We start from the raw sequence: 18,962 nt of genomic DNA, 5'->3' as shown, positions 1-18,962 counted from the left end.
GTAAAATTTCTAACCAAGGGCTGTTATTTATTTCAGGTAATTATAAGCTTTTTAACGCAAATTTAATTAATTGTTCTACAGTTAAAACGCCGGTGTTTTTGTCAATTTGCTGGTCCAGTACTTTTTCTGCAACATTTTTGGCAAACCCAAGCATAACTAATGCCGATAGCGCTTCGTCCTTCACCGTTTTTAGCGCCGGCATTGTTGTTAAAGTGTCCGGTCCCTCTTTCTTCAGTTTATCCTGAAGTTCTAAAATAATACGTTGTGCAGATTTGGGACCGATGCCCTTTATCCGTTGAATTAAAGTTACGTTACCCTGAACAATGGCAGCCTGGATTTCGGCAGGAGTAATGCTGGATAGCATCATCCTCCCTGTATTTGGGCCTATACCCGAAATGGATACCAGGTGAAGAAATAACCGCCGCTCGCCTTCATCGGCAAAGCCGTATAAAGTGTGCGCATCTTCCTTCACATGCAACCAAACGTACAATTTAACCCTTTCAGTATCGCCAAGGCGGGAAAAAGTATTCAACGATATGTTGAGATGATAGCCAACTCCGCCGGCATCAATAACAACGTGCGCGGGGCTTTTAAAGGCAAGTCGGCCATCAATATAATCGTACATAAACTATTTAACTTTTACTTTTTTAACGGCAGCCTGTGTACGGGCTTTTTCTTGTGCATCAAGTACGGCAATGGTGACCATGTTTACAATTTCCCGTACCGAACTACCAAGCTGCAATACGTGTACAGGTTTTTTCAGGCCCAGCAAAATGGGGCCTACCGCCTCGGCACCGCCAATCTCCTGTAGTAATTTATAAGCGATGTTACCGGATGCCAGCCCCGGGAAGATCAGTGTGTTTGCGGGTTTACCGTTTAGCGTAGAAAACTCGAAATTATCCTTCAATAATTCGGGGTTAAGCGCAAAGTTGGCCTGCATTTCGCCATCCACAACCATGTTGGGATATTTCTCGTGCAGAATGCGTACTGCTTCAGCAGATTTCTCGGGTATCTCTCCCTTATTCGATCCAAAATTGGAGTAGGATAATAAGGCCACACGTGGCTTAGGAATAAAATAGGATACCGCTTTTTCTACCAAGACTGTAATATCCACGAGTTCTTGCACGGTTGGATTAATGTTTACGGTAGTGTCACCAAAAAATACGGGCCCTTTTTGCGTCAGCATCAGGTACATCCCGGCAACGCGGTTTACACCCTCTTCGGTACCGATGATCTGTAAGGCCGGTTTAATCGTGTCAACGTAATTTTTGGTGAGCCCCGAAATTAATGCATCAGCCTCGCCAAACTGCACCATACATGCGCCGTAATAATTACGGTCAGTTACCAGTTTTTTAGCCTCCAGCAGAGTAATACCGCGGCGCTGGCGTTTTTTAAACAGGTATTCGGCAAAATCATGCTTGCGGTCGCACTCATCGCGGGTATCTATCATTTGCACATCACCCAGATCCAGTTCGTTTTCCCGCATGATCTGTTTGATCTTTTCTATATTACCCAGCAGGATAGGGGTTGCAATACCCTCGTCTTTTACAATTTGCGCTGCGCGGAGTATCTTATAGGTATCAGCCTCGGCAAACACCACCCGTTTAGGGCTTTGTTTGGCTTTATTGGTGATATCACGCATCAGCTTGTTATCGGTTCCAAGTCGCGATAACAATTCTTCATTATAGGCATCCCAATCGGTAATGATCTTGCGGGCCACGCCAGATTCAATGGCCGCCCTTGCTACTGCGGATGATACCTCGGTAATTAACCGTTGGTCCATTGGTTTAGGGATGATATAATCCCTTCCAAATTTAAGGTTGGTGATGTTATAGGCTAAATTAACAGCCTCGGGTACCGGCTTTTTCGCCATTTCGGCTATCGCTTTCACGGCAGCAATTTTCATCTCTTCGTTGATGGCGGTTGCACGTACATCCAGCGCACCACGGAAAATATACGGAAAGCCCAGTACATTATTTACCTGGTTAGGAAAATCCGACCGGCCGGTAGCCATGATTATATCCTTGCGGGCGCCAATGGCCAAATCATAATTGATCTCCGGTTCGGGATTGGCCATGGCAAACACAACAGGGTTTTTAGCCATAGTTACCAGCATCGCTGGCGTAACAACGTTCCCCGCAGAAAGGCCCACAAATACGTCGGCATTTCTCATCGCATCGCTCAAAGTTTTCACATCCGTACGATCGGTAGCAAACTCCATGCGAATCTCGTCCAGGTCGGTACGGCTTTTATCCAGCACTCCATTAATGTCAAACATCACCAGGTTTTCTCTTTTAACCCCAAGTGAGAGGTACATTTTTGAGCAGGAGACGGCAGCGGCACCTGCTCCATTCACTACCAGTTTAATCTTATCAAGTTTCTTGCCCTGGATCTCGCAGGCATTCATCAACGCAGCGCCGGAAATAATGGCCGTGCCGTGCTGATCATCGTGCATTACCGGGATGTTCATTTCAGCTTTTAGCCTGCGCTCGATCTCAAAACAAGTAGGAGCAGAAATATCCTCGAGATTTACCCCGCCAAAGGTTGGCTCCAGGGCTTTTACAATATTTACAAAGTCGTCAACACTTTTGGCATTCACTTCTAAATCGAACACGTCGATATCTGCATAGATCTTGAACAGCAGTCCTTTACCTTCCATTACCGGCTTGCTGGCTTCAGGGCCAATATTACCCAAGCCCAGTACGGCAGTACCATTACTGATCACCGCTACCAGGTTGCCTTTTGCGGTGTATTTATAAACATCATCAACATTTTCGGCAATACGGAGGCAGGGTTCTGCAACGCCAGGCGAGTATGCTAAAGTAAGATCGCGCTGAGAATTGGTAGGTTTGGTGGGCACCACCTGTATTTTACCCGGGCGGCCTTTAGCGTGATAGTTTAAGGCGTCCTGTTTACGATTTTGTTTGTTCATCTTCTATAATTCAAGCCCCCAAAATTACAATTACTTTTTTTGAAAGCCGTTAATAAAAAAAGCCCGGTTTAATAGGTGCCATTACCGGGCAGTGCCAATTGCTTATTTATCCGTGGCTTAAATTTACGGTTAAGCCGCCCAAAAGCGGGATGTTTTTATTGCCGCCAAGCGGTTTGTTCCATTGCAAAAGGTCATCTATTTTTAAACCATACCTGTTTGCTATCTGAGTTAAGGTTTCGCCTTTAATAGTAGTATGATACGCCGGGATAGCTCTGCCGGGTAATTGCTCTGACCCTGCTGCCTGCTGGTTACTGGCTGTGGCACCTTGCAAAACCGGTTGGGGCTGTACCGGAGCCACATAAACGGGGCGGTAAGGCGGGATAATCATATTGGGGTTATCTATCGCCTGGGCTAACACCGCAAAACGGTCCTTACGGTTTTGGGGTACAATTATTCTCCGGGGCACGGCAGCTGAGCCGTTAACGATCAGCATGCGGTAGGAGGGATTTAGCACCACCATATCCTTCAGATCCAGCCCCAATGCGGCGGCCATCCGGCTCATGGGTACTATACGGTTCACCATAACGGTATCCGTTAATAGCGGGATATCGCAGGTTTGTGGCATAATATTGTGTTTTTTATAGTAATTCATTACGTAGCTAACCGCAATATAGGCCGGTACATAACCCCGTGTTTCGGCAGGTAGGTATTGGCGGATGCTCCAGTAATCGTTAGCGCCGGTACGGGCCATGGCGTTTTCTACATTGCTTTTGCCGCAGTTGTAGGATGCAATGGCTAACAGCCAATCGCCAAATTGCTGGTAAGCATCTTTTAAATACGCAGCTGCGGCATTGCTGGCTTGCACCGGGTCGCGGCGCTCATCAACATAGTCGGTCATTTTCAGGTTGTAGATCTTGGCTGTTTCGCCCATGAACTGCCATAAGCCTGCAGCACCTACCCGAGAGTTTGCATTTGGGTTAAGGGCCGATTCTACGATGGATAAATATTTGATTTCTTCGGGCACCCCGGCACTGCGGAAGGCTTTTTCGTAAATTGGGAAGTAATATTTAGACAGGCCAAGCATACGGCCCATTTCGTCCCGGCGGCTCATATAGTTTTCTATATAACCCTGCACGTATTCGTTATAATCTAAGGGAACGTCCTTTTGAATAGAATCTAACCTGCGTTTAAAAATTACATTCTGATATTTAGATACCGCCACCTCTTTAACAGGTAAAAGCGAAGTGGTATCTGTTTTATAACCGGGCGATTGAAAGGCAAATGCTTTGACTACCTGCAATAATAAAATGCAGATAATGAAAGTAAAAAATCTCTTCATAAAATAGACTAAGCCGGTAAGGGTTCCCCGGAAAAATATTCACTAAAGTAAAAGTTTTAGATGACTAACCGCTATTCATTTTGTTCGTTGTACAAAGGAATACTTTTAACAGGCAGAGCCCCAAACTGAACCCTGTTAAAAATTGACGCGGCTACCAACATACCAACTATAGCTGGAGGAAATATTCGGAAAAATTCAATAGTTTTTCTTCGGCAAATCCGGGAGCCAATAGCTGCAATCCTAACGGCAAACCTTTGCTGTTATTGCCTGCCGGAAGTGAAATGGCCGGTAAACCTGCAAGCGATGCCTGTACCGTAAAAATATCGTGCAGATAGGTAACCACCGGGTCCTTTTCTTTTTTGCCGATATCAAACGCAGGCTCAGGAGCGGTTGGGGTAAGCAGAAAATCGTATTCCTGTAATATTTGCAGGGTTTGGGCCTTAATGAGTCTGCGCACCTTTTGGGCTTTGGCGTAATAGGCGTCATAATAACCGGCGCTTAACACAAAAGTGCCCAGCATAATGCGTCGCTTAACTTCTTTACCAAACCCTTCAGAGCGGGAAAGCTTATAGGTAGAGGTTAAATCGGTTGCGTTGGGGCTCCGGTAACCATAATGCACCCCATCATAGCGGGCCAAATTGGATGATGCCTCTGCAGTTGCTAAAATATAATAAGCGGGTACCAGGTATTCCAGGTAATCAAAGGAAATTGCCTTAACGGTGTGCCCTTCGGCGCGCAATTTTTCAATATAATTAATCAGTGTGTTCTTCACTTCTGCATCCACGCCTGAGCTGGATAGCGCTTCCTGTAAATAGGCGATCTTTTTTTTGCCGGTATCAACTTTCAGGTTGCCGGCAGCAGGAACGGGTTGATGTGATAAGGTACTATCGTACTCGTCTTCCCCGGCCATTACTTCAAATAACAGGGCTGCATCTTCAATAGAATTAGTCATCGTACCCACCTGGTCAAACGATGAAGCGTAGGAAATGATGCCATGGCGCGAGATTCTGCCATAGCTGGGTTTAAAACCAATTACCCCGCAAAAAGCAGCGGGCTGCCTTACCGAGCCGCCGGTATCAGTACCAATGGCTGCATGGCACATGCCAGCCTGCACGGCAACAGCCGAACCACCTGATGAGCCACCCGAAACTTTTGTTTCGTCGGCAAAGTTTTTTACCGGGCCAAAGTAAGAGTTTTCATTAGCCCCGCCCATTGCAAATTCATCGCAGTTGCAGCGGCCAATTATAATAGCATCCTGAGCCAATAGGCGCTCAACAATGGTGGATGAATAAATAGAGGTGAAATCTTTTAAAATGCGCGAGGATGCGCTCACCTTATGGTTTTTATAACAAATGTTGTCCTTAATGGCGATAACCATACCAGCGAGTTTGCCGGCCGTACCATTTTTAATACGCACATCAATATTTTCTGCAGCTGCCAAAGCATCCTGCTCAAATACTTCATTAAATACGTTTAAACGGGTATTAGCTTTTATCTGCTTTAAATAACCTTTTACAATACTTTCCGCAGTAACTTCTCCGTTCTGTAACCCTCTTTTGAGTTTGCTGTAAGAGGAATAATTTTTAGACATGGGCCTAAAATAAAAAACTTATCTGTTGAAGCATAAATATTTCAACAGATAAGTTTATAAGTTTAAACAGCTACCGGGCTGCTAAAGAAAAAAGAAAGCTTATAATTTCGGCTTTTCTTCTGCAGGAGGTGTTGTTGCGGTAGTATTGTTTTCGCCGTTTTGAGCATCTTTAAATTCCTTCATGCCTTTACCAAGACCTTTCATCAATTCAGGAATTTTTTTACCACCAAACAATATCAGTATTGCGATGATGATCAGAATAATTTCTGGTGCGCCTAATCCACCCATGATTTTTAAATTTTATGTTATGTTAAATATTCTTGTTATGATTATATTCTTCTTCAATAGTTTGCTCGTCGGACGGCTTGCTTAAATCTATAGCAGTTTTTTTACCGGTAACCGGGTGGTTTAACTCCGGCTCGTCTGCATAAGTCTCCGGCGCTTCCGGGTTGCGGATCTCGGTTTCATCAATTACATCGGTAGCAGCGTGGCCTTCAAATGCCGGTACCGTGCCGGTAACGGGCTCATACTTCGGTGTGGTATCTTCTTCCGGCTGGTTTTCTTCTGCCAGTTCTTTCGGTTTAGTGTCCGGCGTTTTTACATCGTAGTTGTTGATCTGATTGTTAATCTCGCGCTTAACATCTTCAGATGCATCTTTAAAATCGCGGATACCTTTTCCTAGTCCACGTGCAAGCTCAGGCAATTTTTCACCGCCAAATAACATCAGCGCGGCAAAAACTATTAAGATCATCTCGCCTGTACCAATGTTCAGGAATAAAAAAATCGAACTCAACATCTTATCTCACAATTAAGGTTACAAATATATACAATTACAACGCTTTAGCGCCAACTTTAGTTTTGTGGTGCAAGCCACAGTGCAGGGTTAACAAAGTTAGATCCCTTGTTTAAAATAAATATCACTTCAGACTCGCCGCTTGATGGATCGGTTGCCACGGTGCCAATGTTTTGCTTGGTGTTAACCTTTTGACCTATAGACACGTTAACCGATTTTAAGTTTGAGTATGATGTAAAATACTCGCCATGGTTAATAATAACCAGGTAAGTACCGCTTATATCTTTTACCATTTTTACCGTACCTTCAAATACCGCCCTTACGGCGGCCCCAGATGCGGTACGGATCTCATAACCGTTGTTATCGTTACGAATGCCATCTTCAGTATAAATACCAAATCCGTGCAGTAAATTACCGTTAGCAACCGGCCATGGTAAACGGCCTCGGTTACCCAAAAAGTCGTTTGAGAGTTTGGCCGCTTCTGGTGTTGCATTCAGCGCCTCGCTATCTGTTGCCCTTTTCACTGCAACCGGTTTTTTGACAGGTGCGGAAGGTACATTATTCGCAGCGTCGGCTTTGGCCCTTGCTGCAGCAATCCTGGCAGCTTCTTCTGCACGTCTGCGTGCCTCTTCCTCGGCCTTGCGCCGGGCTTCTTCAATCTCCCTGCGTATAGCGTTACTAATCTCGCGATTGGTTTTAGCTATTTTTTGCTGTACCGATTTTTGCTGCTTTTTTAGCTCCCCCTGGTGTTTGCTCAAATCAACAATAACCTTTACCTGGTTATTCTTTGCTTTACCTAATTCCTCTTTTTCCTTTTCCTGCTCGGTAAGCAGGTTATTTTTTTGCTTTTTATCCTTATCCAGTTCGTTTATTTTAACGTGCAGCTCATTTTGAGTACCCTGGATATAACCTGCCTGCCGCTCGCGATAAGTGCCGAATTGCTGCAAATATTTTAAACGCCGGTAGGCTTGATTAAAGTCTTTAGAAGCGAAAATAAACATAAGCTTATTGTAAGCACTTTGGTTACGATAGGCAAACATTACCATGCCCGCATATTCCTTTTTTAATTGGTCCAGCTGGCTTTGTAAGCTATGTACGGTATTATTGCTCTCAGAGATTTGATTATCTAAATTTCTTACTTCGGAGTTGATGTTCTGGATCTTTTCCTGGCGCAGGTTGATCTGCACTTTTAGGATGTTGAGTTGTTTTAGCGAAACTTTTTTATTGCTGGCGGTTTCCTGGTATTCGCGGTTTAATTGCTCCAGTTCCTGGTTAAGTCTATCTTTTTGGCGTTTTAAGTCGGCGCTGCTTTGTGCAAATGCACCGGAAACTATAAAAACACCAAAAATAACAAGAGCTGCTCTAAAAAATTTCATCCACCAAAAATATGATTTTTAATCAGCTGGTTCATAACTTTTTGGAATACTAAAAGGATACTCCAAAACGCGGTCAAATTCCGCTTGTGTATAACGCAGGTTTACCAGTACTTTATTGCCCGGAGCAGTAGAAGTAATATCAATTTGTGATGGAATTACCCGGTTATCGGCCTGGATGAATACTTTGTTGGCTACCTGCAGGGTCTGCGCGGCCACTGGGTTATTTAAATTAGTTTGCGTAACCTTCATGTCTGGGCCTAAAAGCAATTTATAAACAAGGCCCTGTAGGTTTCCGGTAATAGCGGTATTAAAACCTTCCGGTGTAAATTTGCTGCCTGGGTTAAGCAATTCGCCAATGGCGTTACCCACTATTAATGATTGCAGTGTTTTATAATTTACCTGTTTGCCGGCATAGCGGTATACGTAGCTAAAAGGCTTTTTGAGGTAAACGCTTTGAAAACGATTCACCACCTGGATGCTATCCGGTGTGATGAGTGCCCGGGCAACCTCTATGCCTGCAATTGCAGTGATAGAGATCCAGATCTTTTGATCGCGGTTAATGCGGATATTAAGGGTAACATCATTAGCATCGCCATTGATGGCAAGTTTTGTTTTAGCTTTCCCGCTGAAGGTGTTAAAAGTTGCCTGCCTGGAACGGATGGTATTTAACTTTTCGGTGACATCGGTTGTTTTTACGGTAGTGCTATCATTTGTGGGCCGGCTAACCACAACCAGCTTTTTAGACTTGCAGCTTAATGCTGTAACCACTAAAAGTATGATGACTATTTTACTCTGAATATTTTTTTTCATTTATCTTTCTATCTAAAACCGGTGAAGCCCCACCTTGCTTTTTTGCCTTTTCCCAGTTTTGTACAGCGCCGCTAACATCCCCGGTGAAATATAAAATATCGCCATAATGTTCCATCTTCACAGCGCTTTTATTATCGTGCTGCAATGATTTCTCTAGCCAGAGTTTTGCCTCTGTATATTGCTTTTGCTTAAAAAGGATCCAGGCGTACGTGTCTTCGAAAGAGGCTGTGTTAGGCTGCAAATCATTGCTGTGCTTACTCATGGCAGCTGCGATATCCAACCTTTCATTCCTTAACGACAAATAGTAGGCGTAATTGTTCAGCGTAAAGGCATTATCCGGATTATAGGTGAGGGCCTTCTCATAAGCATCGTCTGAATTTTTGGTATTGCTGATGGCATGGTAGCAATCGCCCATGGCTGAATACGTTAAGGATAGCAAATCTTTGTCCTGCTGTTCCAGCCCGGCTACATTTTTCAAATAACTTAAAGCCTTGTTGTAATTTTTGTTTTGCTGCCAGGCTACACCTACCAGGTAATTCATCCAGGCTTGGTTGGGGAAGTAGCTTAAGGCAATTTCGCCATCTTTTATTGCTGCATCAAAATCACTTTCGGCCATTTCCATTCGTACCAGCTGCTCCTGAACGGCGTAAGATTGAGCATTGAGTTCCACCGATTTTTTGTAAGCAGGCCGCGCCTCCCGGTATTTTTCGTTTTGCACCAGCATGTCGCCATAAACCGCATAAGCTTTATCGCTGGCTGGGTGTGTAATGGTGAGAGTGCGGCTTAACTCCAGTGCGCTTGTTTTAGCCTTCGGATCCGGAAACTGCGGGATATAGTTTAAAATGATCTTTATTTTCTGATCGATATCAATATCCGGATCGGCAAAGGCGAGTTTGAGCTCAGCGAAGCTGCTTTCATAATTTTTGGTATCGCGATAAATATCAGCCATAGCCATGTGCAGCAAGCCGCTGGTAACCCCGGCTTTTTTAGCCCTGTTCAATACGGCAATTGCCTTGTCATTTAAACCGTTAGAATTATATAGTTCGGCCAGCATCAGGTAATATTTTACCTGCCCGGGATTAGCTGCAATCAGCTTTTCGGTGCCTTCGGCGGCGTTGTCTACTTTGCCCTGCCTTAAAAAAATCCGTTGGCGGGCGCCTTGTAACTCATCAGTAGGGCCGGTGATCACCTCAACTTTTTCGTATAATTTAAGTGCTTCGTCGTATCGTTTTTGCTGGTAATATACGTTTGCCTTGTCGTAGTAGTATTCGGGTTTATCTGGGTTGATACGGATAAGCTGATTGAAAACATTTTCCAGCCGGGCAACATCATTAGTTTTTTCGTAACTATCGGCCAGGGCCATCCAGTACCATTCGTTATTGGGTTTAATGGTAACGGCTTTCTCCAGCAAGGGGGCAGCCGCTAGATAATTTTGCTGTGATTTTTGCAGGTTGGCCAGTTCGTACATCGCTGCATCGTTGGCGGGGTCTACGGATAAAACCTGGCTGAAAAGATCGGCGGCACGTTTGGTGTTTTCAATGGTTTTTTCGCGGATGGCAGAAAAAAACATACCCTTGATCCGAACGCTATCAGCATTGCTGAGCGATTTGGGCGCTACGATTGAGGTGCCGTTTGTTTGTGCCAGCGCGGCGGAGGCTAATCCACTCAAAAGAATCACAAATGCCGCTTTCTTCATTTTTTGACAGTTTATCCGCAAGTAAGCTTTGAATATGCCTGCGGTTATTTGCTAAATATAGCTTTTAGTTCTTTCCTTTCGGTGTACAAGGCGCCCAGTGCAAATAAAATAAAGAGGGCATTGCCTATAAATATATTGCGGTTAAACACGCTAAACGATAGGTAAACGAGTAAGGCTGCGATAAAAATATATGCAAGGTTCTTTTTAATGTTATATGGAATAGGGTAGTTCTTTTGTCCCCATAAATATGACAATATCATCATCACTGCATAGGCAGCTAAAGAAATCCATGCCGAAGCCATATAGCTGTATTTAGGGATGAGCAGGTAATTTAATGCAATCGTTAAGATTGCTCCAATTCCTGATATATAGAGGCCATACTTTGTTTGATCGGACAATTTATACCAAATGGACAAATTCATATAAATACCCAAACTTAAATATCCGAATAGCAATGGCGGTACGACACCCAAACCCGACCAATAGATATTTCGATGTGCATGAACGCCCGTGCCGATAACTTCTTTACCTACAATTATATAAGCCAAAATGTTTATGTTGGCAACCAAGGCCAAGCAGATAACGGCAACCGCTATCACAAAATAGTTCATAATACGGGCATAAGTTTCGCCTGCATTTTTGTTTTTAGAATGACTGAAAAAGAATGGTTCGGCACCCAGGCGGAATGCCTGTACAAATATGCTAAGGAACAAAGCAATTTTAGCACACATGCCGTAAATACCAACTTCCTGATCGGCGTGCGGAAGCATCTGCTTCAGCATCGTTTTATCTAACGATTCGTTTATGATAAATGATATGTTGGCAATCAGCACAGGCCAGCTGTACACGAACATATCTTTAAACATTGCAGTGCTGAATTTTAGCCTTAATTTAAAAATCTCGGGCAACAATAAAAAAACCGTTAAAATACTGGCTAATGTATTTGAAACAAATACATAGCCCACCCATTTGGGCCTGTACCACCCCCGGAACCATTCCGCGCCAGGCATATTGTGTTCAATAATATAGGGAATTGCAAATAAAACGAACAAATTGAAGGACAGGACCATCAAAACGTTTAAAAATTTGATTAGTCCGTATCTCATAGGGCGTCCATCGGCCCGGATCTTTGCAAATGGTATTACGCAAAAGGCATCTGTTGCCAATATGATTAGAAAACACTTTACATAAAACGCATAATCACTATGATCTCTAACAACGCCAGCCTGCAAAAAATTGATAATAGGGTTTAAAAGCAATAAAGAAAAAACGAGGAAGACGGTTGTAGTAGCGATTATTGCACCGAATGCATTATTGTAAACCTGTTGTTTATTATTTTCGTGTTTGTTAAGATACCGGAAGAATGTGGTCTCCATTCCGAACGCAAGTATTGGATTGATGATAGATGCATATCCATACATTGCGGTAAATATACCGTTGCTTGCTACCGGGAGCGCCCGTGAATAAAAAGGAGTAAGAACAAATGCAATTAACCGGGATACCATGGTGCTTAAGCCATAAATAGCGGTTTGCCCGGCAAATTTTTTAGCGGTTGACAAATGGAGGGAGCTTACAGGGTTATGAACTTTTTTTAACTACCTCAAAATTACGATAGTTTTTTAATTCGCCGTCATGCACTTCAATACCGGTAACTACGGCATGCTCGGCGCCTTCCTGGCACCATTCCACAAACATTTCCATCATGGTGTCGTCACCTTCGGCTTCCAGGTAAACATCACCATTGGGCAGGTTTTTTACCCAGCCTTTTATACCCAGCTGGTCGGCAACGGCTTTTGCGCCCGCCCGGAATGAAACGCCCTGTACTTTTCCTTTAACCGTTATTTTATGATGTTTCATTTTTTGAACGTTGCGATAGCTAACCCCGTAATAATTGCGGGGCACTAATCAAGTAACATTACAAAAATAGCCAAATGTTGCTGGTATTGAAAAGCGGCGGCGTAAATACTGGAAATTCTTGCCTGATCTAGATCTAAATCGCCCGGTTATGATTGGCTTTTAGTTAAATGAGTTTGGTTACCTTGCTCGCGGCTGTTAGTTTAGTGCCGTCCATCCCGGTAATCAGGTTGAGCCCGGGAGTTTTGCCCACTTCTATGCTGCCTTTTTCAGCATCCAGATCCATAAACCGGGCACCATTGAGCGTACCCCACTGCAACAGTGTATCGAAACTGAGCGATGGGACGTTTTCCTGCAGGGTGCGCATCTCGCTCATGATACACAAACCCGAATTTGAAGCCAGGCTATCTGTACCAAGTGTGATGTTCAATCCCTGGTTAACAAAAAGCTCTACCTTGGGTACCCTTTTTTCAATATACAGGTTGGCATTTGGACAAAAGCACCAATTGATCTTCCTGTCAAAACGTTTAATAAAGTAAATGTCTTTCAAATTGGTGCAGGTATTATGCACCATTAAGATCTTTTGCCTGTTGGTTAAGAGCGGTATAACAGACTGCAAAGAGTTACGCGCCTGGGGGCGGAAATAATCAATATCGATATCAAAATGCTGGTACATTTCAACAAATCCACCCAGTTTATAACGGTAAAATTTATTCTCTTCTTCACATTCCTGGTTATGGATGCTCAGCAAGTTGGTGCCCGAGTCGGTGTGACGTTTAATAAGCTTAAACAGCTCTTTCGACACGGAGTATGGAGCATGCGGAGTGATGGAAACAGACTGTGGTTTAAAATCTTCCATTAAACGCAGCGCTTTTTCAAAAAGACTTTCTGCGTTTTCAGGTAGAAATCCAAAGATCTCAACAAAAGTGTGGTAATGAATTTTACTCTTTGCTTTAATATCAATGGTGATTTCGCTGTTACTCGTATCGGCTACGGCAACTATTCCATTGTTATACATCTCGTCATCGGCCTTAGCCGCGGCTGTTGTAATTAACTCCTTTTCGGTGTTCCTGAAAGTTTGCACATCCTGAATAAAGTTGATGAGTCCGTCGCCGGGTTTTATTTTATCTTTAAGATGTGAAAGTTCGGTATGGCAATGGGTATTGATAAACCCGGGCACAATAATACCTTTAAATTGTTCTGGTGGGGGAAGTTGTGAATCGGTTGATGGTGTATCGCTTACAGAAATTATCTTCCCGTTATCATCAACGGTTACTATTCCATTCTTAATCGGATCGGCACAAACAGGGTAAACGTAATCGGCTCTAAAACTTTTCATTAGTTAATAATGGCATCTTCAAAAAAAAATTAAACCCCTCTTTGTATAATTAGTTACAATTAACCTTTGGTTATTGTTTTTAATGTTATAAAAGAATGACTTTAAAAAAGCGACGGAAATTTTAAAATTAAGTACTTTTGTATTGTGAATGCAAAAAAAGATAAGGTAGATATCCGCAGCCTTGATATTCAGGCACTTCAGGCGCAGTTTGTCCAGATGGACGAAAAGGCCTTCAGAGCCAAACAGGTTTATGAATGGCTATGGAAAAAATCATGCTTATCCTTTGATGACATGAGCAATATTTCAAAAGAACTCCGTACAAAACTGCACGAGAAATTTATTATCAACAATGTTAAAATAAATACTTCACAGATTAGTGCTGATAAAACTATAAAAAATTCTTTTATATTACATGATACCCATTTAATTGAGGGTGTTTTAATTCCAACAAGTGAAAGAATGACCGCCTGTGTATCCAGCCAGGTGGGTTGTAGCCTTACTTGTAAATTTTGCGCCACAGGTTATATGGAGCGTAAACGCAACCTCAACCCTGATGAGATCTACGACCAGGTGGTGCTGATCGATAAGCAGGCCCGTGAGCATTATGGGATCCCGTTATCAAACATTGTGTACATGGGTATGGGCGAGCCATTGCTTAACTATGCCAACGTGATGAAGTCAATAGAGAAGATCACATCGCCCGACGGATTAGGCATGGCGGCTAAACGGATCACGGTTTCAACTGCGGGTATAGCCAAGATGATTCGTAAGCTGGGAGATGATGAGGTGAAGTTTAATCTTGCGCTGTCGTTGCATGCCGCTAACGACGAAAAGCGCAATACTATTATGCCCATCAACGAGCAAAACTCGTTAAAAGCACTGGCAGATGCTTTGAAATACTATTACGCTAAAACCAAGAACGCCGTAACTTACGAGTATATCATATTCGACGGTGTGAACGATAATATTCAGGATGCCAAAGAGCTGGCCCAGTTTTGCAAGCACCTGCCCTGCAAGGTGAATATTATAGAATATAACCCCATTGCTTTTGCCAGTTATATTAATGCCGGGGAAGATAAAGTAGAAGCCTTTGCAGATTACCTGCGCAGCCAGGGTGTAAATACTAACCTGCGCCGGAGCCGCGGCAAGGATATTGATGCAGCCTGTGGCCAATTGGCCATAAAAGAAAAAGATAAAGCGGTAGCAGAAGAAGTATAAATATTAAATCGTATAAGAGGGATAGCGATGGGTTTTAAACCCATCGCTATTTTTCATTTAAAGCTAGTTTTTTTAATTATTTTTTTCTTCTACCTTTCCTAGGTGAATCCGCTGCGCACATACCTGTCAGATTTTATATCGCTCATCTTCCCGGAGTTGTGTGCCGCCTGCCATGCCAGCCTTGTGGCTAACGAAGAGGTTTTATGTACCGATTGCCTGTACAACCTGCCCTATACCAACTTTCACCTGCAGCCGGCAAATATTGTAGCACAGCAATTTTGGGGTAAGCTCCCGGTAGAGGCCGCCTATGCGATGTATTTTTTCAACAAAGGCGGCAAAGTACAAAAGATGATGCACCATTTTAAGTACGACGGCATGCAGCATATTGGCAATTTACTGGGAAGCATAGCCGGCAAGCAGTTACTGCAAAACGAAGTATTTAAAACGGCAGATTACATAATCCCGGTACCGCTCCATAAAAAACGCCTGAAGGAGCGCGGTTATAACCAGAGTGCCTGCTTTGCAGAAGGACTGGCGAAAAAACTTGATGCTGTTGTTGAGTACGAAAACCTGGTGCGTGTGGTAGCAACTAAAACGCAAACGCATAAATCGCGGTTTGCCAGGTTTGAAAATATGCAGGAGGTGTTTAAAGTTGCTGATCCTGAAAAATTGGCCGGCAAACACATTTTGCTGGTAGATGATATTGTAACAACCGGCTCCACCCTGGAAGCCTGCGGTCAGATACTAATGACAGTGCCGGGTATAAAGCTAAGTATAGCTACAATTGCTTATGCCGTTTAGCATTGCAACTGTAAAAAAGGAAGTTTAAATTTTGGTGATAGCTAAGCAAGCCAGCTTTACCTTTTTAATACCACTCCGGCTTTTTACTGTTTCTGATATTTGCTGAGTTTCATATGCAGGGTAGTGGGGTCAAATGGTTTCAGAATGTAATCGTTCATCCCTGCATGTTCTATCTCGCCCATTTGATTGCTTAGCATAGAGGCAGTAAGTGCTATTATAGGGAGTTGCTGAAAATATGGGTCGTTACTTTTGCGAATGATCCCTGCGGCTTCCAGCCCGCCCATAATAGGCATGTGGATGTCCATTAACACCACGTCATAGTTTTTAAAAGCTTCAATTTTATCAATTGCTTCCTGGCCGTTTTCGGCAAAATCGGCGGTTGCGCCCCATTTTTTTAATACCTTGTTTATCAATAACCTGTTAATCTGGTTGTCATCAACTACCAATACATTGATATTTAGTCCTGTTTCCACTTTGTTGTGATTATTTATAGTATGGTCATCTAACTTTTTAAAAGTTATGGTGAACCAAAATGTTGAACCCTGCCCCGGTATGCTATCTACATTTATTCGCGAATCATGCAGCTCAATCAATCGTTTACTTATGGCCAAACCCAGGCCGGTTCCGCCATATTCGCGGGTGGTATTTTCCTCAGCTTGCTTAAACGACTCAAATATGGTATTCAACTTATTCTTTGCAATGCCAATGCCGGTGTCACTTACACCAAACCGTATCCGTACAGACTTTTGGTTCTGTTCAATTATTTTTAAGTCTATTTCAACACCACCTGCCGGTGTAAATTTAACAGAATTACTCACCAAATTCAGTAAAATTTGTACCAGCCGTGCGCGATCTCCAATCACCACTGCCGGAATTGCTTCTTCTATATTACTTTTTAGATAGATCCCTTTCTCTTGCGCCTTGTATTGCATAGAGGCGGTGATGCCCTGGATCATTTCACGGATGTTTACATTCGCTTTTTCCAATACAACGTTCCCCGTCTCAATTTTGGTAAAATCCAGTACGTCATTAATCAACGTCATCAGGTTTTCTGCCGAAAATTTCAGGATACTCAAATTTTCTTTTTGCGATTCCGGCGGATTATCATACAGCAGCAGGTGCGACATGCCAATCACCGCGTTTAGCGGCGTCCGGATCTCATGGCTCATTACGCCGATAAACATATCCTTTGCTCTGTTCAATTGCAGCGCTTCTTCTTTGGCGGCCACTAATTCCTGCTCGGCTTTTTTCTTCGCAGTAATATCTATAATTACTTCAATATACTTTTCAACCTTACCCGCACTATCGGTAATAACCGAATTGATGACTGAGATCCAGGCCAGTTGCCCGTCTTTGCGGTAGATGAGGAGATCAACTTCAAAGGATTGTTTCTGTTGCGATAGTTCCCGTGCTCTGGAAATGATGGATATATCGGTTAGTTCACCCTTGAGCGAATCACCAAGGTGTTTGTCTTTTACATCAGCAATGGTATAGCCCGTAATTCTTTCGAAAGCATCGTTCACCCATTCCACCTTACCCTGGCTATCGTTAATGACCACACCACTGGTGGTTTTGCTTGCCACCAGAGATAGAAGGGTTAATTGCTCTTCAGCAATTTTGCGTGCGGTAATATCTACCATTACAGCAATCTGCCGCTCCACGCTGCCTATCTCATTAAAAAGCGGGCTGTTGGAGATAAATACCCAGGCGGTGGATCTGTCTTTCTTGTAAATTTTTATCTCCACTTCGTAGGGCTTATTTTCTTTCACAGCCTGTACAGCTCCTTTAAAAACCTCCAGGTCTGTTTCTTCTCCAACCAGCTGCGTACCTATCGTGTGGCCCTTAAGTTCCTCCAGCGTATAACCTATGATATGCTCCAGCGATTCGTTCATCCAGATGATCCGGCCCTCCGCATCGCGGATCATGGTGCCGCTTGGCGATTTACGGGCGGCAAAGGATAGGATCTCAACATCCTGTTCCGCGCGCTTACGGGTGGTGATATCGATGATTATCCGGATCGATTTTTCAATACTGCCATCGGCCGCATAGATTATTGAATTGGTTACCGATACCCATAATGGCGTACCATGCTTTGATAACATGGATAATTCAACCTCGTACGAGCGTTTATTTTTTACGGCGTCCAGCAGTTCCCGCTCCGCCTTATCGTCTTTTGGCCTGCCTTTTAAAACATCACCCAGGAATTTGCTGTTAACATCCGCGAAATCATAACCCGTAATATTGGTAAAGGCCTCGTTCACCCAAACCACTTTATCGTTCGAATCGCTGATAACTACGCCATTTTTTATTTTACTGGCCACCAGCGAAAGCTGTTCGGTTTGGCTAAGCAGATTTTTTTGTAAGGAAACATCGCGGCCGCTGGCATACCACTTACCATTTTTGTTTACGGCCGTCCAGCTGATCCATTTAATTTCGCCGGTACGGGTAGTAGTTTGCGTTTCCAGCTCAAAGGGCTTTTGTGACATAACCGCTTGTTCTATCAGCGGCGCAAATTGCTCGCGGTTTTGGCCGGCAACAAAGCTCCATAAGGATTTGCCGATAGCCTGCTCCGGAGAATAGCCTAAAATATCCAACACACAATTATTAATGAGCTCGATATTGGATTCGGCATCAGCAATAAAATGGATCTCAGATGAATTATTAAAAAGCGTATGAAACTCCTTATGCGCTTCAAGATTCTTTTCCAGCTCTTTTTTTTGCTTACGCAAAATGAGGTGCGACATCACTTCACTGGCCAGCGTAAGTAAGGCATCGCGCTGTTCATCCGTAAGGTGTTTGGGCTTTTGATCGAATACACATAATGTGCCAATACGGTAGCCTTCAGGATCAATAAGCGGTGCACTGGCATAAAAGCGGATGCCAAACGGGCCGGTCACCATCTCCGAATCGCAGAATTCGTTATCCTGTGAAGCGTCCGGCACTTCAACCAGGCTGTCGCCCAAAATGGTATTACGGCAAAATGAGTCAGACCGCGGCGTGGAGTCGACACTTAGCCCGACGCTTGATTTAAACCACTGCCTTTTCTCATCTATAAAAGTAATAAAGGCAAGCGGTACCTGGCATATGTAGGATGCAAGGCGTGTAATAGCATCATACTCTTTTTCGGGTAATGAATCTAAGATATCATAGGATTTCAGTGCGTTTAAGCGGCTGTTTTCCAGTTCCGAAGGAGTATGATGCGTTATGGACATT

Annotated in this window: 14 protein-coding genes and 1 pseudogene; 2 read left to right on the top strand and 13 right to left on the bottom strand. The window is 43.6% G+C overall.

The genetic code is table 11. The annotated features are described in order from the left end of the window. Window positions 1-40: 40 nt before the first annotated feature. The 12 genes and pseudogenes from A0256_03740 to A0256_03685 all read right to left on the bottom strand — a co-directional run bounded on the left by A0256_03740 (window position 41) and on the right by A0256_03685 (window position 13,730). Complete coding sequence (locus tag A0256_03740; GenBank protein AMR30597.1) at window positions 41-625, bottom strand: Holliday junction ATP-dependent DNA helicase RuvA; 585 nt, start codon at window positions 623-625, stop codon at window positions 41-43. Between the two features lie 3 nt (window positions 626-628). Further along, entirely contained in the window at window positions 629-2,932 is a 2,304-nt protein-coding gene (locus tag A0256_03735; protein ID AMR30596.1) for a malic enzyme, read from the bottom strand. 106 nt (window positions 2,933-3,038) lie between these two features. Continuing rightward, entirely contained in the window at window positions 3,039-4,271 is a 1,233-nt protein-coding gene (locus A0256_03730; GenBank protein ID AMR30595.1) for a hypothetical protein, read from the bottom strand. A gap of 166 nt (window positions 4,272-4,437) precedes the next feature. Then, the gene (gatA, locus tag A0256_03725) at window positions 4,438-5,862 is read right to left on the bottom strand and encodes an aspartyl/glutamyl-tRNA amidotransferase subunit A (protein ID AMR30594.1); all 1,425 of its coding nucleotides are present in this window, start codon (window positions 5,860-5,862) and stop codon (window positions 4,438-4,440) included. Between the two features lie 99 nt (window positions 5,863-5,961). Further along, a complete protein-coding gene (locus A0256_03720) occupies window positions 5,962-6,150 on the bottom strand; it encodes a preprotein translocase subunit TatA (protein AMR30593.1) in 189 nt (62 codons plus the stop codon). A gap of 313 nt (window positions 6,151-6,463) precedes the next feature. Further along, a pseudogene (locus A0256_03715) lies at window positions 6,464-6,658 on the bottom strand (hypothetical protein). A gap of 56 nt (window positions 6,659-6,714) precedes the next feature. Further along, entirely contained in the window at window positions 6,715-8,031 is a 1,317-nt protein-coding gene (locus A0256_03710) for a peptidase M23 (protein AMR30592.1), read from the bottom strand. A gap of 18 nt (window positions 8,032-8,049) precedes the next feature. Then, complete coding sequence (locus tag A0256_03705; protein AMR30591.1) at window positions 8,050-8,841, bottom strand: hypothetical protein; 792 nt, start codon at window positions 8,839-8,841, stop codon at window positions 8,050-8,052. Next, window positions 8,819-10,537: a hypothetical protein gene (locus A0256_03700; GenBank protein AMR30590.1), complete on the bottom strand. Its 1,719-nt coding sequence runs from the start codon at window positions 10,535-10,537 to the stop codon at window positions 8,819-8,821. Before A0256_03700 ends, A0256_03705 begins: the two co-directional genes overlap by 23 nt. Window positions 10,538-10,581: 44 nt before the next feature. Continuing rightward, entirely contained in the window at window positions 10,582-12,042 is a 1,461-nt protein-coding gene (locus A0256_03695; protein ID AMR34417.1) for a polysaccharide biosynthesis protein, read from the bottom strand. Between the two features lie 73 nt (window positions 12,043-12,115). Further along, window positions 12,116-12,394: an acylphosphatase gene (locus A0256_03690; protein ID AMR34416.1), complete on the bottom strand. Its 279-nt coding sequence runs from the start codon at window positions 12,392-12,394 to the stop codon at window positions 12,116-12,118. A gap of 163 nt (window positions 12,395-12,557) precedes the next feature. Beyond that, a complete protein-coding gene (locus A0256_03685; GenBank protein ID AMR30589.1) occupies window positions 12,558-13,730 on the bottom strand; it encodes an amidohydrolase in 1,173 nt (390 codons plus the stop codon). Window positions 13,731-13,874: 144 nt separating this feature from the next. On the opposite strand from A0256_03685, the gene A0256_03680 reads away from it, so the two are divergent. Both A0256_03680 and A0256_03675 read left to right on the top strand, forming a co-directional pair. After that, the gene (locus A0256_03680; GenBank protein AMR30588.1) at window positions 13,875-14,948 is read left to right on the top strand and encodes a 23S rRNA (adenine(2503)-C(2))-methyltransferase RlmN; all 1,074 of its coding nucleotides are present in this window, start codon (window positions 13,875-13,877) and stop codon (window positions 14,946-14,948) included. A 102-nt stretch (window positions 14,949-15,050) separates the two neighbouring features. Further along, window positions 15,051-15,749, top strand: a complete 699-nt coding sequence (locus A0256_03675) for an amidophosphoribosyltransferase (GenBank protein AMR30587.1) — start codon at window positions 15,051-15,053, stop codon at window positions 15,747-15,749. Between the two features lie 83 nt (window positions 15,750-15,832). Here the strand turns inward: A0256_03675 and A0256_03670 are convergent, their stop codons facing one another. After that, window positions 15,833-18,961: a hypothetical protein gene (locus tag A0256_03670; protein ID AMR30586.1), complete on the bottom strand. Its 3,129-nt coding sequence runs from the start codon at window positions 18,959-18,961 to the stop codon at window positions 15,833-15,835. Window position 18,962: the final 1 nt, after the last annotated feature.

Source organism: Mucilaginibacter sp. PAMC 26640, from assembly GCA_001596135.1.
Classification (GTDB): Bacteria; Bacteroidota; Bacteroidia; order Sphingobacteriales; family Sphingobacteriaceae; genus Mucilaginibacter.
Note: the sequence above shows the minus strand (reverse complement) of the source record. Positions and strands in the feature narration are given on the sequence as shown.